Consider the following 16682-nt stretch of genomic DNA (forward strand, 5'->3'; position numbering starts at 1 on the left):
ATTTTTAAATCCGTGTAATCCGCTTTTTGAGTAATCTGTGCAATCCGTGTTTTCCCAACTTTCCAACTTTCAAACTTTGAACCTTAAATTTTGATTTTTGATTTTTTGAACCGAACCTTGAACTTTTTATTATCTTGCCAATTCAAGTTTAATCCATAATTCCTTCAATTTAAATTCTATGCGATCAACTATTAAAAACCTATTCCCCCTGCTATTTCTTTTCCTTATTTTTAAAACCGGATATACGCAGGAAAGCCAACTTTCAGTAGAAAAAATAATGCAGGATCCGGCGTGGATGGGAACTTTTCCCTCCAACATTAAATGGAGCGAAGACAGTAAAACCATCTATTTCAATTATAATCTTCAGAAAGATCCTTCAGATTCACTTTATAAAATAAGTCTTTCAAATCTGGACAAGATCGAAAAAGTTTCCTTTTCCGAAGAGAAAAATGCGCCAGGCAGGGGCGATCTTAATACTTCAGGATCTCAAAAAGTTTATATCAAGGATGATGCGCTGATGTTGTATAATTTAAAGGATAATAAGAGTCGGCAATTGTTGAAATTAGGGGATCGCATCCGGGATCCGCAGTTTCTCAACGATGAAAACCTGATCTCATTTATTATGGAGGATAATATATTCCTTTATAATCTTTCCGGCGGAAGCATCCAGAAAGTAACAAATATCCAATCTGGAGAAAAAAAGGATACCGATAAAAAACCATCTGTAAAAGATGATTGGCTTGAAAAGGAAAATTTAGGATTGCTGGAAATTGTTCGGGAACGAAAAGATAAAAAAGAAGCCAGCGAAGCCTACGAAAAAACAACTCAGGGAGAAGAATTTGTATTTTATACCGGAAAAAGTTCCATCTCCAACCTCCAGGTTTCTCCAGATGCGAAATATGCTACTTTCAGCCTTATTACCAGAGAAGAGGAGAAAAGAAGCAATGTGCCAGATTATACCGATGCTTCCGGGTACACCGTAAATCTTCCTGCGCGAACAAAGGTTGGAGACCAGCCTGTAAAGGTGGAATTGGCTATTTATCACCTGGAAAAGGATACGGTATATATGACAAATACCGAAAATTTACCCGGAATTACAGACCTGCCCGATTACACCAAAGAATATCCCGAACGAACCTGGGAAGAAAAAATAAGAGAAGTAATTCCTTCCGGACCTTATTTTAGTGATAATGGAAAACAGGCGATTGTAAATGTGCGTTCCCAGGACAATAAAGATCGCTGGATCACTTTGCTTGACCTTGAAACCGGAGCATTAAAAAGCCTTGATCGGCAGCGGGATGAAGCCTGGATTGCCGGTCCCGGAATAGGATGGTCTTCGGGCGGCGGAACCCTTGGGTGGTTGCCGGATAATCGCCATATTTATTTCCAGTCTGAAGAAAGCGGATACTCACACCTCTATGTACTGGATGTTAATTCCGGAAGCAAAAAAGCGCTTACCAAAGGGGATTACGAAGTTTTTGATCCGTTTTTATCCAAAGACAAAAAGCATTGGTTTTTAACCACATCACAAGTTCATCCCGGAGAAAGACATTTTTACAAAATGCCTGTAATGGGAGGGAAAATGGAAAAACTCACTCAAATGACCGGGAATAATGACGTGCAACTTTCGCCCGATGAAAAACAACTGGCTATACTTTATTCTTACAGCAACAAGCCCTGGGAACTGTATTTAAAAAAAACCTCGGCAAATTCAGAAGCAAAACAATTGACTTCCGGCCAGTCTGAAATTTTTAAATCGTACGACTGGCGGGAGCCGGAACTCGTAAAATTTGAAGCAGAAGACGGGGTGATGGTTCCTGCAAGGATCTATAAACCTTCTGAAAGTGCAAATAACGGGGCTGCGGTGATCTTTGTCCACGGAGCCGGATATTTACAAAATGTGCATAAATGGTGGTCGAGTTATTTCCGGGAATATATGTTCCATAATTTATTGACAGATCTTGGGTACACCGTGCTGGATATTGACTACCGCGGAAGTGCAGGCTACGGAAGGGATTGGAGAACTGCAATTTATCGTCATATGGGCGGGAAAGACCTTTCAGACCAGGTGGATGGCGCAGAATATCTTGTTGCTGAACACGGCGTAGATGCTGAAAATATAGGAATTTATGGCGGGAGTTATGGTGGTTTCATCACTTTAATGGGCCTTTTCAATGAAGCTGAAACCTTCAAATCTGGCGCGGCACTAAGGTCGGTTACAGACTGGGCGCATTACAATCATGGCTATACCTCGAATATCCTTAATACGCCTTCTGAAGATCCTATCGCTTACAAGCAGTCCTCCCCTATTTATTTTGCAGAAGGACTTGAAGGAAATTTATTGATCGCCCACGGAATGCTGGATGTAAACGTGCATTTTCAGGATGTGGTTCGGCTGGCTCAACGCCTTATAGAACTGGAAAAAGATAATTGGGAAATGGCCGTTTATCCTGTTGAAGATCACGGCTTCGTAGAGCCCAGCAGCTGGACAGATGAATATAAACGAATTTTGAAGTTGTTTAATGAGACGCTTATCGGGTTATAAGTTTAAAAGTTATAAAGTTCAAAGTTGGAAAAGAGAGAATAGAGAAAAGAAAAAAGAGCCAAGAAACAAGATGCAAGACAAAGTTGGAAGCTAAGATTCAAGAGACAAGAACCAGGAGACAGGACAAAAAATCATTCTTGTATTTTTGGCTTGGAACTCAGGATTCAAGAGCCAGGAGACAAAAAAACATTCGTGTATTCGTGGCAAAAAAATAGAAGATTATTCTCTTAGAAAATCAGCGGGAGACAAAAAATAAGTACCATAGAAAATCAATATCTAAAACCGGTCAACAGTAATCAGGGAAGTTCAACCAAAAGTTCAGAGTTCAAGGTTAACAGAAAACGGTAAACATTGAACGTTAAACGATAAACCCATCATTTCATGAAAAAGATTAAAGTTGCAATGGCTGGTTTTGGGAAAGGCGGCAGTATTTACAATGCTCCTATCATCTCCAGTATTGAAGGATTAGAGATCACAAAGATTTTAACCACCAGTGCTGAAAATATAAAAACTGCAAAACAGGATTTCCCGGAAGCCGAGGTGATTTCTGAATATGATAAGATCTTAAATGATCATGAAATTGACCTGGTGATTATTACAACCCCAAATCATCTTCATAAAGAATTTGCTGAAAAAGCTTTAAAAGCAGGAAAAAATGTGGTGGTTGAAAAGCCTTTTACACCATCGGTTCGGGAAGCTAATGAATTGACAGCACTCGCAAGTTCACAAAACAAGATCCTAAGCGTGCATCATAACCGGCGATTCGACAGTGATTTTTTAAGCATTCAAAAACTTCTGAAGCAAAAAAAACTTGGCGAAATCGTATCCTATACTTCCCATTTTGACAGGTTCAGGACGGAGGTGAAAGATAGCTGGAAGGAAGAAAAGGAAAATCCCGGCAGCGGAATTTTATACGATCTCGGAAGCCATTTGATCGATCAGGCGTTGGTGTTATTCGGACTTCCCGAAGAGGTTTTTGCCGATATCCGCATCCAGCGAAAAAATGCTAAAGTCCCCGATTATTTTGAGCTTTTGCTCTTTTATCCCAATCTTAAAGTCAGTCTGAATGCCGGAATGCTGGTAAAAGAAAAGGGGCCTACCTTCAGTATACATGGAAGCAAAGGAAGTTTTATTAAATATGGAGCTGATCCACAGGAAGAACAGCTGAAAAATGGACTTAAACCTAATGACAGCTCCGACTGGGGACTGGAATCCGAAAAAATATGGGGCACTTTAAATACCATTGAGGAAACCAGTACCCTGAAAAGTGAACGGGGAGATTACAGGATTTTTTATCAAAATATTTATAATGCCATCACAGGTAACGAGGAGTTGCTTGTAAAACCGGAACAGGCAAGGGATGTTATAAAAGTTATAGAACTGGCCATTCAAAGCAATGCTGAAAAAAGACGGGTGGAATTTTTAGTTCCCTAACTTAATATGCCTTGTCCGCTATGAAAATATTCTAATCTTTTACAGCAGCCAGTTTTTCTTTCCGCTGAACTTTCATTCTGCCAAAATACTTTTTCGCTTCTTTAAGAACTTTTGGTGCCAGGATCAAGGTAGACAGCATCGTTGGAATAGCCATAAGCGCAAAGAATCCATCGATAAGATTGATCATCATACTAAGCGAAGTAGTTGCTCCTACCAATATACTTACCACATAAAAATAATTGTAATAATGTTTTTTATCAGCTCCAATTAAAAATGAAAGACATTTTGTCCCGTAATAGGAATATGAAAACAGGGAGGAAATACTGAAGATCGCAATACACAACATCAATAAATAATTCCCAAAAACAGGAATAGACTGGTCAAATGCCGCTGCGGTAAGGCTCACCCCGTTCACATTGGTGGTTTGCCATACCCCGGTAACCAATATCGCCAGGGCAGTTAAAGTACACACCACCAAAGTATCGATTGCAGGCCCCAGCATTGCCACAAGGCCTTCGCGAATAGGTTCGTTTGTTTTTGCAGCACCGTGTGCCATTGGCGCTGTACCTATTCCCGCTTCATTGGAGAAGGCTCCCCTGCGAATCCCAAGAATGATAAGTCCGCCCAGGACTCCACCCAGAAATGAATCTCCTGTGAAATATGTAGCCGAAAAAGCATCGGTAAAAATGAGTTTAAAGTAATATGGAACCTGGTCAATATTTACATAAAGAATGATCAAAACAGAAACAAAATAAAGCAAAACCATGCTGGGCACAAGTTTTGAAACCGTTTTACTTATCCTATGAAGTCCACCAAAAATCACTACGGATGTGATCCCAACAAGGATAAGTCCTATGATTAGATTTGTAGTGAAACCGGTTTCCACGCCGTTTGGAGCAAGCAAAATAAAATTCACCGCCTGGGTTAACTGATTCACGTTAAAGACCGGCAGTGCCCCTACCAATCCGGCAACACTAAAAAATACCGCCAGGGATTTCCATTTTTTCCCAAGACCTTCCATAATAACATACATGGGTCCACCCTGAATTTCTCCTGCACTGTCCTTACCTCTATACATCACCGCAAGGCTACAGGTGAAGAATTTTGTAGCCATCCCAATAATCGCACTTATCCACATCCAAAAGATCGCTCCGGGACCTCCAATAGCTATTGCCACCGCCACACCAGCAATATTCCCCATACCCACGGTAGCGGCCAATGCTGTAGCGAGTGCCTGAAAATGACTTATCTCCCCGGGATCATTCGGATTGTCGTACTTCCCCCTCAACACCTGAACCGCGTGAACCAAATATCTGAAAGGAAGAAATCTTGATCGTACAAGCAGGTAGAATCCGCCGCCTATGAGTAAAATTAAAAGGGGAAGCCCCCAGATAAAAGAAGCAAACCGGGCAATTAAATCGTCGAGCAAAATCATAAGGAAATATAGATTGGAGGATTTTGCCCAAATATATAATTTCTGATCAATAAAACCCATTAAGAAGAAAAAGAGATATGAGAATTGAGTATTGAGATATGAAAAAAAGAAAAGAGAATATATAAAAGATTAAAAATGCCGGCTTTGAGTCTTCCATATCGGCCCTACCCAAAATGTGAAGTCAAGAACCGGCATTTATCTTTTTAAATAAGTTTTAGATCCTTAAGCAACCCGATAAGGTGCGGGGTGGTTTTTGCATTAAAATCTTCCCTTAATTCTTTTAAGCGTTTTTCAATCGCACTTTTACTGCTTGGAGAAATATTATTCGCTTTGAAATTTTCCTCGATTTCAACATGGGTCAAACCATTAGATATATGCCTCAGGAGTTTTATCTCAAAATCGTTTAAAATGATCAGGTTATCCTGTTTCAAACTCCGTTCGATCCTGGGAGAGTTGTAAATTTTACCGCGGCCTATATTAGATATTGCATCTTTCAGCTCTTTCATTCCCTGCCGGTCTTTGCACACATAGGCTTCAATATCGCCTGATTCCCAAAGAGCTTTAACCGTATGCGGATGATCTTCAATAGAATTCACGATCACTTTCAAATTAGGATCCTCCTTTTTAAGAATGGCGATAAGCTCTTTTCCGGAAGCGATCCTAACTTTTCTGTGATCGCTTTTAAAAGAAAGATCACAAATTAAAAGATCGAAGGGTTCGCCATCCTGAATTGCCTTTTTTGCCTTTAAATAAGCACTATCGCAATACTGTGCATATTCAACCTGTTCAATTTTAAAATCCTGCAACACACTTGCCACAGCATGGTTCATACTGTCTATATCATCTGCAACTAAAACTTTTTTAAACATCCGGGCAATTTATTCAGGGATTTGACTCCCTGCTTCAATATCAAAAGTAATCTATCCCTTTCCAGGAAAATTACGGTTTTCCACATTTTGCAGTCGATTTCTTAACTATTAATCAAAATCAGGCACTTTCATAGGTTAAAAAGTTGGAGAGTTGGAAGGTTTGAAAGTTGAAGTTCAAAATAAAAATCGAATGAAAAAGGAATTTTTTAAGTGGCCACAACGGCAGTCTGAAAATATCTGTTGAAAAGTACCTTTTCGGAATTAGGTGGGAACCCTAAACTTTGAATTTTGAACCACGTTTTTCCCAATGCTATATAGGCATGGACAAAAGGTTAAACTTAAACGGTAAACGCTGAACATTGACCCTAAACTTCTACCCTAGTACTTCACTGGCCTTTACCTGCAAAACACAATTGAGTTTTGGTAAAATAAGCCGCATTGTTTTTTTACCCACCTCCTTGATGATGGCCTCCTGATCTTTAAAGGCTCCTTTGGAAATAGTGATCCTGTCTCCCGCATTTAAAACATCGATCTTGGCTTCATCCACTCCATCGTTCTCCAGCCACTGCCGGATCACTTTGATCTCTTCATCTTTAACTACAGCCCGTTCCCCCAACCAGAAAAGATAAGATACCACCCCGGGAACTTCAAAAACAAGATTCCGGTTCTTAGCTTCCATCCTCACAAAAACATAGGATTTGAACAAAGGGACTGTCACCTTCTTTTTACGGTCGCTCCACTGGCGGACTTCTGTGATCACCGGACAATAAACTTCGATCCCCAGATTTTTGAGGCGACCTGCAGTTTTTATTTCGGTTCTGGATTTTGTATATAAAACGTACCACTGCATATAAAATATTTTAGGCTTCGTTTAAACCCTCATTGAGGATTTAATTTCCCAAGGCTTTTTTCGAGTTTTTAAAAGTGATTTCCAATTAATACCTCTTGGGCTTGCCCCGAGATTTTTGATTTAATCAGAAGCTGTTTCTAAAAATTCCCCGCAGTAGGGTTTGGAGAAAAAGATATGAGTTTTTTAGTTATTTGAGAACTTCAAAAATACGAAGTTTATAGTGAGTCTTGGCTGGTTTTTAGAAGAAGTTTTGCAACCATTGTTAATGTACTGATGGTTACCGATTTTGAGACCCTGGGCAATAATCCCGGATTCATTTCGAAATGAGCTTGTCATTGCGATCCCGATTTTTGGATCGGGAGAAGCAATCTGGCGATTGAGAAATCTGACGGAGTCATTTCAAAACTCCTTTGAAACCTCCTGCTCCAAAACAATGAGATTTCTCGTCGCTTTATTCTGTATGCTTCAAAAATTCCGCTTAAAAAATAATCCTGGAAGTAAACAAGGTTCAAATTCAAAACCGCTCGCTCGAAATGACACCTAAGTCATTTCGAAATGAGTCTGTCATTGCGATCCCGATTTTTGGATCGGGAGAAGCAATCAGGCGATTGAGAAATCTCAAAGTCGTAAAGTCAAAACTCCTTTGAAACCTCCTGCCCCAAGACAATGAGATTTTTCGTCTCTTCATCACTTCGTCACAGCATCACAGCGTCACTCCTTCACTCCTTCACTTCATCACTTCATCACAGCGTCACTTCATCACAGCGTCACTTCATCACAGCGTCACTCCTTCACTTCATCACTCCTTCACTCCTTCACTTCATCACTCCTTCACTTCATCACTTTAGGTCACAAAAAATGCCCCATCGGGGCACAAGTAACATATCCAATAAAAAGCAAGCCTACAACATAAACTCAGCTACCTGGTATTTCATCAAAAACCAGAGCAAGGCGATACTTATCACACTCCCGGCAATGAGCAGCATCCAGAAATTACTGAACAGCCCGGTCTCTTCTTCCTTGTTTGCAGCATTAATGGTTACTTTTTTTATTTTGACCCTTTTGTTGTAATATAAAATACTGTCCTGAGCAATCACTTCCCGGCCTTCTGCGGTAATGGTATAAAGATCCTTCTCCAGCTTGATAAAACCAGCCTGTAAAAGATCCCTTAACACATCTTGTTTCCAGGCATCATAACCAGTGTTTATCAAAATACCTTTTTGATCACGGATCTCATAAAGAACATTATCCATCTTGTGAAAAGAAGAAAGAATCGAAGTTTTACATGCCTGTGCTGTCATTTTAGGGGAATTTAGCCGTTCGTGTTATTTTTACCGATTTATAAATTAACAAAATTTTTAGATTTAATCCAAAGGATAAAGTGTTAAATTTACAGTTATCCGGAAATTTTTCTCTGTTAACAGGATGGAATTTATTTCCCCTGTCAAATACCTGAAAAAAACCAATGGATTTAACCTACTCTATCTTTCTAAATCAATCATCCTCAGTCTTTTTTAACACGAAAAGCCAAACTATTTTTTGTTTATCCAGGATTTAAATCAAAAAAACCACCTTTTGGTGGGTTTAATTTAACAAAATATTTTGATTTCCAAATTTTAATTTATAAGAATTTTCTTACAAGACTAAAACTGCTTACTTAGGTGTAATCCAGCTCCATATAAAGGCGAATACAGAGAATGATATTCTGCTCCCAGTTGAATGCTTAAATCCACAAAATTTTGAAGGATTAACATCTCATAGCTTATATAAGCCACATCTTCATTGGGAGTAAAATAGGCTCCGTAACGGCCATCGTTTCTTCCTCCGCTAAGCATGAGCTTATAGGGATAACTTTCAAAATAATTGGAAATACTGCCGGAGATTCCAATGTGGTGCATCATGAATTTATTGTTAACAATTAGATCTCTTTCTTTATCGTAAGTAAAAAATGGAGCACCTAAAGTTCTCTGCTCATAAGACCATCCATTTCGATAAATACCATGATTTAAATAATTATCATTCTGATGTGGGCCTGTACTATTGATACTTTGATTTTTTGTATAGTAAAATTCATAAAGAATATTATTCACGAGTCTTCCTTCATCGCGAAAATCCAGGGAAAATCCATATCTGCCATCCGGAAAGTTAACATACCGGCTGCCGCTTCCGTCTTCGAACATATGATTATAGATAAATTCAACATCCATATCCCTGAAGGATCTTTTAATATTAAGTTCATAACTTCCCAGTTGATTTCCCAATACATTGACCTGGTCTGATGCATTTGCGTTTTCTCCGCCTTCCCTTCCAAAAAACATCAATAAGTAATCTTTTATCCCTTCCGGTTGTTGCCCGAACCTTTTCGAATTCCCTCCCCATTGGGCAAAATGCTGAATACCCGCACGTATCCACCAGTCTTCATTTGGCAGGTAGACCAGGTGCAGACTCTTGTGATGCACCCTGGCATAGCTAACATGCCTGTCTTTTTCAAGAAGATATTCAGAGAGGGATGCTTCAAAGCCCAGGCCGGCATCCGGAAAAAGCATGATGGGTTCCCTGGTCCTGAACTGCACCCCCGGCAGCGGTCGCGCATTTAAGGACCAAACAATATTTTCATTGGTTGCACTCAACCCGTTATACAGTTCCGGCATCTGCTTTCTACCAGCGATCACCTCCAGCCAGGTGTTCCTGAACTGTAAATACGACTCATCCAGAAATACCCGGTCTGATATTCCATCCTGGTACAAAATCCCCACTCCTACTTCCAAATTGGAGGTAGCACCAAGATCATAGATGGCCTTTCCGGTAATCCATCCTGCCGCATTGGTGTTTTCAGCGATCCGTCCCCGCTGATTCTTATACATCCAGAACGGCAGCTCCTCCCCGGTGGAGTACATTCCCTGCAAATTCACCTCCCCGGAAAATTCTAATTGCGGGTACGCAGAAAAACTTAAAAATGCAAAGAGTATAAAAAATGCTTTTTGGATCATAAAATTCTTAATTGTAAAAAAGTTTGAAAGTTCGAAAGTTCAATTCATTCCTGAGGAATTCGCTACAGGCGAATTGCGAAAGGACCTCTTGTGACAGGTAATAATAAAGGTTCTAAATTCAAGGTTAAAAAAAGTTCAAATTTTGAAAGTTTTGGAAACATGGTTCGTATTCCTTTGAAATTCTTCACTGCGTTCAAAATCACAGTGTTGGAAAAAAAGTTAGAAAGTACACGGTGCGGGGTGTGGGAGTATCGTTTCCCGCCATACCCATCCCTAAAAGGGTGGCGGGCAAATTAAATCCAGGCATACATTCAGGGGCGCCAGGTTCAAACAAGGGCGAATAAAAACTTCCCCTTCGGGGATTGGGAGGCTACCAAATAGCAGCTTTTCCCTTTAACTTATCCCAAAATCCGGATTCATCTTCCCCATAGGCATAGCCATATTTATTGCCATATCCATAGTTAGCGGCTTTTACATCATTCAGCACAAAACTTACATCGTGCAGCTTGCCATCCCTTTTGGCATCTACGGCAAAATTGATGAGTTTTTTCTCGGTATAACCTGCCCGTATCACATACAAGGTAACATCTGAATATTTGTTGATAAGGAAGGTATCGGTTACCAGCATAGCAGGTGCGGTATCATAAATAACATAATCATACAAGTTTTCCAGCTCTTCAAAAAGGCCTGCGGTTTTCTTCTGTCTCCATAATTCTGATGGGTTTGGAGGAATAGTTCCCGAGGCTAACAGATCCAGGTTCGAATGAAGTCCGGATGGAGTTATCAGGTCCTTTAGCATCACGGTAGTGCTTATAAGATAATCACTTACCCCACGCTGCTGTCTGGCATCGGGGAAATAACGCTGTAACTGTGGGTTCCTAAGATCGGCACCTACAAGGAGCACTTTTTTATCAGAATTGGCAAGGGTTAGGGCCAGGTTAAACGAGACAAAGGTCTTTCCTTCCCCTTTTACTGTAGAGGTCACGAAAATGCTGTTTCCTCCTTCTTTCTCTGCAGCATTGATCATTAAATATTGCAGATTGGTATGCGTTATCCTGAAGGATTCTGCAAGTACAGAACGATCGTTCTTTTTTATAAGCTCATCTTCCTTTTTGGCTACCCTGGGAACTTCACCCACAATAGGAATCTCTTTGGTTATCTTCTCAATATCTGCCCGTTCATTTACTTTATTATTGAAAAGATTTTTCAGGTAAATAATAAGAAACGGCACCAACACTCCAAGGATCAAGGCTGCCAGCAAAATAATTTTGCCTTTGGGAGCCACAGGGGTTTTTAAGGTATATGCGTTATCCACGATCTTCGCCTTTGGCGCGGTCACGGCGAGGGATAAACTGGTTTCCTCGCGTTTCTGAAGCAGAAACAGGTATAAGGCTTCCTTGATGCTTTGCTGGCGCTCAATGCCGCGAAACTGTTTTTCCTTTCCGGGAACTGAAGCGATCCGGGAGCCCATTTCGGCTGCCTGGCGGTTTAGTTCTTTTTGGGAGATCAATAGATTGGAACGCATGCGCTGTAAACTGCGAACCACGTTTACCCGTATTTGTTCCAGTTGGGTATTGAGATCCATTACCACCGGGTTTTTTTCTGTAGAACCTCTTAAGATCCTGTTGCGCTCCAGCACCAGACTGTTATATTCGGAGATCGTTTGGTTTACGCCAGACTCTGCAATTCCAAGATTCGCGGGTAATAAGTCGGAAGAGGAATCGGTGTTGATATACTCCAGCATCGCGGTGCTAAGTTCCAGCTGGGTAGCTACTTCCTGGCGCTTTTTATTAAATTCACTGGCATTTTCCACAAACATCTCAGATTCTGCCTGGATATCGGTAAGTTGGTTTTCTTCTTTAAAATCTTCTTTTCCGGTTTCTACCGAATCCAGTTCCCCTGTGATGATGGCAAGCCGGTCTTCAATAAACCTCGCGGTATTTGTGGCCACCAGGTTTTTGTCCTCAATGGCCTGCCGGTTGTATTCCAATATCAATTGGTCCAGTATATCCCTGGCCTTTTCTTTCACAGGGTCATTCAGATTAAGTTCGATCAAACTAGAATTTTTATCGGTTAAATTCAGCTGAATTTTTTCGCGATACCCTGCACCTGCTGCTTCTATAGTTGAAAAGATTACGGTTAAAGGCTCCCCTTTTTCAGAAAATTCCTTAAAACCGGAAGTAAGGCTCTTATTGATCACGATGGTACCAAAATCAAGATCTACCGGGTTTCCGTAACCGGCTGTAATTTCTTTCCCGCTAAGCTCATCCACAATGAGAATTCCTTTTTCACCCTTGTCGTAAATATTAAAGGCTCGTCCTTCCGCCAGGGCTTCCTCATCCTGTTTCAGGATCTGGATATCAATAGGATTGTTTGAATAAAGCTCGGTAGTCTGCACATTTCCTTCTATAAAAAAACGAACATTTAGTTGAAGTTGTTTCGCTACATCGGTAATAAGGCGTTTGGAGCGCAAAATCCCCATTTCATTCTCCAGGCTGTTGCCGCCCATGCCGCCTAAAAGTCCAAGACCTTCAAAGGCTTCCAGGCCGGGGATAGATCCGCCTTTTTTCTCATCTTTTATAATGATGGTCGCGGTAGACTGATATACCTGGGTGGTGTAGCGTAAATATAAAAAGGCGATTAGCACACACAAAAGTACGCTGGCTACGAACCAGGGCCAGTACCGGAAATATTTTCCGAATTCATCCCTCAGGTTGATGTCATCTTCCTGCTGAAATTGCTGTTGAGGCTGGTGTTGTTGCTGATTGTTGGGTTGCTGTGACATATTATCGGGTGATCAAAATGGCTAATGAGATTAAAACGGAAGCAATTGAAAAATAAATACCTGTATTCGGATTAATTCCTGACCGCTGCTTTTGGGATTTGTTAGGCTCAACATACACCATGTCGTTTTGTTTTAAATAATAATAAGAAGAATTCATCACATTGGCATCGGTGAGGTCCAGGTAGGCATAGCTCTTTTGCCCGTTTTCTTCCCGCACCACCAGCACGTTTTCCCGCTGTCCGTAAATACTCATATCCCCTGCCAGGCCAAGGGCCTTTGGCAGACTTAAATACTCGTCGGGAACACTGAAAGTTCCGGGGAAGTTCACCTCTCCCAGCACACTCACCTGGAAATTCACGATGCGTACATTTACGATGGGTTCCTTTACATATTGGGAGATAAGGGTTTTCAATTTCCCCGAGAGTTCCTGACGGTTCATCCCGGCAACTTTCATGGTTCCCAGTTGCGGAAACTCTATATTTCCGTCACTATCCACCAAAAATGGCTGCAGTTGCTGAGTACCTCCTGCGCTTAAACCCGCATCTCCCCCGCCCGCTGACCTTCCCGTCACAAGCAGGTTAAAGGGCATTGCAGCTTCCATATTATATGCTGAAACAGAAATTGTTATCAGGTCATTGGGTTTAATGCTAAGGCCCGTTTTTGAGGCTTCAGCAAGCTGTTCTAACTGCTCCATATTCTGGAAATAGGTGATCTTTTTTCCGGATACACAGGAATTCAAAAATATAAGACTGAGGATTGCCAGGAAAGGAAGTTTTAGAAAGTGTGGGGATGTCATTTGTTTCAAAATATTTGCGAATATAGGGTTTTGTATTTATAATTCATTCCCGATACTTCGGGATATGGTTTTTTAGTTTAATTTTAATATTCTTTTACCGGAAAGGAAGCAGAGGTTTACGCAAAGCCCTCGGAGGGTAAAACAAAAGATGCTCGGATCAAAAAGGACCCCTCAAAAAAAGCCGGGCAGGTTAACCAGAGTTTTGGTTTAGGAAAAACACTGGGTTTGTTCCAAATAAAAGGACAAGAAAGTAGTCACGAATCACGAATGTTTTTGTTTGGTTTAAATGCTTTTCAAAAATATTTTTGACGTTGACCGTTCAACTTTCGAACTTTCGAACCTTGAACCTTGAATTTTTTCACTCCCTAACCTTGAATTTTGCACCCATGGGTCGGGGTTGAATTTTTTCAGGTCTTCCAACCTTTATTCCTTTTTCCACTCCATTATGTTTGATCAAGGGAGCGCTATTCTTTTCCGCTTCTGAACTTCTCGCTTCGGCATCTATCATATCCATTCTAAGGATGCTTTTTTTCTTAAGTACATAGAATATTAGAAACATCACGCAATACAAGGCGAGCACCAAAAAGGTGAGACCTACATTAGAAAGTTTATTTGAAAAATACCAGAAAATGCTTATTACCAGGATGTTTAAAGAGGTTAGGAAAAATCCCGTTTTTTTATGAGAAAGGCCCAGGTCCAGCAAGATATGATGCGTATGCTCCTTATCGGCAGAAAAAGGGCTGTCGCCTTTTAAAAGTCGGAGAAGGATTACCCTCAGGGTATCAAAAACAGGGATAAACAAAATGCAGGCGACAAACAAAAGGCGGTTTGAGGCGCTAAAGCCTTTTTGGATCATAGGAAGATAGGGTGCCATTACCAAGAGTTTGATGCTTAAAAAGGCGAGTATGAGGCCTACGATAAGCGAGCCGGAGTCTCCCATGAAAATTTTCCGGCGCCCCTGGGAATAATTGAACCTCAAAAAAGCGCTTAAGATTCCTCCAAGGCACACGCTTATCAGGACAAAATAAGGCTCTTCGCTGATAAAAAAGATGACGGCATAAGTCGTGGAAATTACGATCCCCACAAGCGCAGCCAGGCCGTCGATCCCATCGATTAAATTATAGGCATTGATAAGTGCTATAACCAAAAAGGTTGTCAAAAAAAGACCCAGGATCTCTGGAATTTCATAGATTCCCCAGAAACCATGCAAATTGGTAAGGTGCATTTCCGGTGATAACACAAGAAAACAGGCCGCGGCTATCTGCCCAAATAACTTTACTCGGGCACTAGAGATTACCAGATCGTCCTTTAAGCCCACCATAAATAAAATGGTGATAGCCCCAATGAGATGACTTCCCACATAGTTCAGCCTCAGACTTTGTATAAGAGCGAGCACCATAATAAGGGTCATGTAAAAGGCTACACCGCCAAAGGACGGCGTTTCCGTAGAATGAGCACTACGACCCACCACCTCAGCCATTAGGTTTTTCTCCTTACTCACCCACAATACCTTGGGAATAAGGTAGAAAGTCATGGCAAATGCGCCAGAAAATAGGCACAGCACAAACAGTAAATAATTATCACGGAAAAGACCGAGGATCACCTCGTGATTGAGTAGATTCATGAGATATAAATTATTGATTAGTAATTAATACCAATCGGTAGGGCGATGGGTGTTGGAATAAGGATTTAAAATTCAAAATTTGGAATAAGGAATTTTGAATAATTCTTAATGGTAATGGGTGTTGAAGGTGAGATTCAGTTTGTATTAATTTTGTGTTCTATGATTCGGGTACTGGATCTCACGCAGCGGCTTCATCATTTTGGTTCTTGAACTTTTTTCTAACTTTGCACTTCTAATTTTTCTTTTCTAACTTTTTCTCCATAAACCTTAATCAAAACCTCAATTATCCTTCCGGCGGTTTTCCCATCCCAAAGCGGGATCTGCCCTCCTTTTTTCCAATTTCCGGACATAAGTTTTTCTAGGTATGGTTTCAGATTTTCAGGATCTGTGCCCACAAGTTCGTTGGTTCCCAAAGTGATGGTTTCAGGACGCTCGGTGTTGTCGCGCAAAGTTAAGCAGGGAATGCCCATTACGGTGGTTTCTTCGGTTATCCCGCCGCTATCGGTGATCACTGCAATGGAATTTTTCACCAGGTAATTGAACTCCAGATAAGATAAAGGTTCCACATAATGCAAATTCTCATGGACAATGCCCATATTTTCCAATATTTTTGCAGTTCGCGGATGCACCGGAAAGATAACCGGAAGCTTTGCGGTGCCATCCATAATAGCCTGCATCATTTCCTTGAGCTTCCCTTCTTCATCCACATTTGCAGGACGGTGCAGGGTAAGCACAAAAAAGCCTTCTTCCTTTAATTTTTCGCCACCGACTTCAATATTTGGATCTATAAAATTATCAATATTTGAAATCAGAGTGTCTATCATTGTATTTCCAACAAAGTGAATCCTGTTTTCTTCAACTCCCGCTTTTCTCAGGTTTTCATTGGCAATTTCTGAAGTGGTAAAAAAATGATCGGTAATCGCATCGGTTACCATCCGATTTATTTCCTCTGGCATACTAAGGTCTCCGGAACGAATTCCAGCTTCTACGTGAATTACCTGGGTATTTAGTTTTTTGGCCGTAATGCTACATGCCATTGTTGAAGTTACATCTCCCACCACCAAAACCACATCTGCAGGATTTTCCGTCAATTCCCTTTCAAACCTGATCATGATATTGGCGGTTTGTTCTGCCTGGGTGCCACCACCTGCTTCCAAATTTGCATTTGGCTCGGGAATACCCAATTGTTCAAAAAAGGAACCCGACATTTTCTTATCGTAATGCTGACCGGTATGCACCAATCTGAAATCTATGTCTTTTCCCTGTTCTTTAGCCTTTTGAATGGCTTTGATAATTGGCGCAATCTTCATGAAATTTGGCCGAGCACCAGCTATAATTGTAATTTTCAACATAG

At 40.9% G+C, this 16682-nt stretch carries 11 protein-coding genes; 2 read left to right on the top strand and 9 right to left on the bottom strand.

From position 1 onward, the window contains the following. Positions 1–178: 178 nt before the first annotated feature. Positions 179–2545 (top strand): S9 family peptidase, encoded by a 2367-nt coding sequence (locus ACKGJN_RS15970; RefSeq protein WP_409540562.1) that lies wholly within the window; start codon positions 179–181, stop codon positions 2543–2545. Positions 2546–2926: 381 nt separating this feature from the next. Further along, positions 2927–3979, top strand: coding sequence for an oxidoreductase (locus ACKGJN_RS15975; RefSeq protein ID WP_409540563.1), 1053 nt, complete (start codon positions 2927–2929; stop codon positions 3977–3979). Positions 3980–4010: 31 nt separating this feature from the next. Here ACKGJN_RS15975 and ACKGJN_RS15980 read toward each other — a convergent pair whose 3' ends face one another. The 9 genes from ACKGJN_RS15980 to wecB all read right to left on the bottom strand — a co-directional run bounded on the left by ACKGJN_RS15980 (position 4011) and on the right by wecB (position 16680). Next, positions 4011–5414, bottom strand: coding sequence for an alanine/glycine:cation symporter family protein (locus ACKGJN_RS15980; RefSeq protein ID WP_409540564.1), 1404 nt, complete (start codon positions 5412–5414; stop codon positions 4011–4013). 203 nt (positions 5415–5617) lie between these two features. Further along, positions 5618–6283, bottom strand: coding sequence for a DNA-binding response regulator (locus ACKGJN_RS15985; protein WP_409540565.1), 666 nt, complete (start codon positions 6281–6283; stop codon positions 5618–5620). A gap of 373 nt (positions 6284–6656) precedes the next feature. Beyond that, complete coding sequence (locus tag ACKGJN_RS15990) at positions 6657–7133, bottom strand: UpxY family transcription antiterminator (RefSeq protein ID WP_409540566.1); 477 nt, start codon at positions 7131–7133, stop codon at positions 6657–6659. Positions 7134–8035: 902 nt separating this feature from the next. Then, positions 8036–8434, bottom strand: a complete 399-nt coding sequence (locus ACKGJN_RS15995; RefSeq protein ID WP_409540567.1) for a hypothetical protein — start codon at positions 8432–8434, stop codon at positions 8036–8038. 342 nt (positions 8435–8776) lie between these two features. After that, positions 8777–10123 (bottom strand): hypothetical protein, encoded by a 1347-nt coding sequence (locus tag ACKGJN_RS16000; RefSeq protein ID WP_409540568.1) that lies wholly within the window; start codon positions 10121–10123, stop codon positions 8777–8779. A gap of 370 nt (positions 10124–10493) precedes the next feature. After that, a complete protein-coding gene (locus tag ACKGJN_RS16005; RefSeq protein WP_409540569.1) occupies positions 10494–12908 on the bottom strand; it encodes a GumC family protein in 2415 nt (804 codons plus the stop codon). Position 12909: 1 nt separating this feature from the next. Then, positions 12910–13704, bottom strand: coding sequence for a polysaccharide biosynthesis/export family protein (locus ACKGJN_RS16010; protein ID WP_409540570.1), 795 nt, complete (start codon positions 13702–13704; stop codon positions 12910–12912). A 358-nt stretch (positions 13705–14062) separates the two neighbouring features. Beyond that, positions 14063–15328: an MraY family glycosyltransferase gene (locus ACKGJN_RS16015; RefSeq protein WP_409540571.1), complete on the bottom strand. Its 1266-nt coding sequence runs from the start codon at positions 15326–15328 to the stop codon at positions 14063–14065. Positions 15329–15546: 218 nt separating this feature from the next. After that, positions 15547–16680 carry a non-hydrolyzing UDP-N-acetylglucosamine 2-epimerase gene (gene wecB, locus ACKGJN_RS16020; protein WP_409540572.1) on the bottom strand — a complete coding sequence of 378 codons (1134 nt, stop codon included), beginning with the start codon at positions 16678–16680 and terminating at the stop codon, positions 15547–15549. Positions 16681–16682 lie beyond the last annotated feature (2 nt).

Source organism: Gillisia xinjiangensis, assembly GCF_046298265.1.
GTDB lineage: Bacteria > Bacteroidota > Bacteroidia > Flavobacteriales > Flavobacteriaceae > Gillisia > Gillisia xinjiangensis.

Excerpts from the sequence above, each read along its gene's own strand:
- ACKGJN_RS16000 (WP_409540568.1), bottom strand. The coding sequence starts at position 10,123 with ATGATCCAAAAAGCATTTTTTATACTCTTTGCATTTTTAAGTTTTTCT.
- ACKGJN_RS15985 (WP_409540565.1), bottom strand. The coding sequence starts at position 6,283 with ATGTTTAAAAAAGTTTTAGTTGCAGATGATATAGACAGTATGAACCAT.
- ACKGJN_RS15990 (WP_409540566.1), bottom strand. The coding sequence starts at position 7,133 with ATGCAGTGGTACGTTTTATATACAAAATCCAGAACCGAAATAAAAACT.
- ACKGJN_RS15995 (WP_409540567.1), bottom strand. The coding sequence starts at position 8,434 with ATGACAGCACAGGCATGTAAAACTTCGATTCTTTCTTCTTTTCACAAG.
- ACKGJN_RS16005 (WP_409540569.1), bottom strand. The coding sequence starts at position 12,908 with ATGTCACAGCAACCCAACAATCAGCAACAACACCAGCCTCAACAGCAA.
- ACKGJN_RS16010 (WP_409540570.1), bottom strand. The coding sequence starts at position 13,704 with ATGACATCCCCACACTTTCTAAAACTTCCTTTCCTGGCAATCCTCAGT.
- ACKGJN_RS15970 (WP_409540562.1), top strand. The coding sequence starts at position 179 with ATGCGATCAACTATTAAAAACCTATTCCCCCTGCTATTTCTTTTCCTT.
- wecB (WP_409540572.1), bottom strand. The coding sequence starts at position 16,680 with ATGTTGAAAATTACAATTATAGCTGGTGCTCGGCCAAATTTCATGAAG.
- ACKGJN_RS15980 (WP_409540564.1), bottom strand. The coding sequence starts at position 5,414 with ATGATTTTGCTCGACGATTTAATTGCCCGGTTTGCTTCTTTTATCTGG.
- ACKGJN_RS16015 (WP_409540571.1), bottom strand. The coding sequence starts at position 15,328 with ATGAATCTACTCAATCACGAGGTGATCCTCGGTCTTTTCCGTGATAAT.
- ACKGJN_RS15975 (WP_409540563.1), top strand. The coding sequence starts at position 2,927 with ATGAAAAAGATTAAAGTTGCAATGGCTGGTTTTGGGAAAGGCGGCAGT.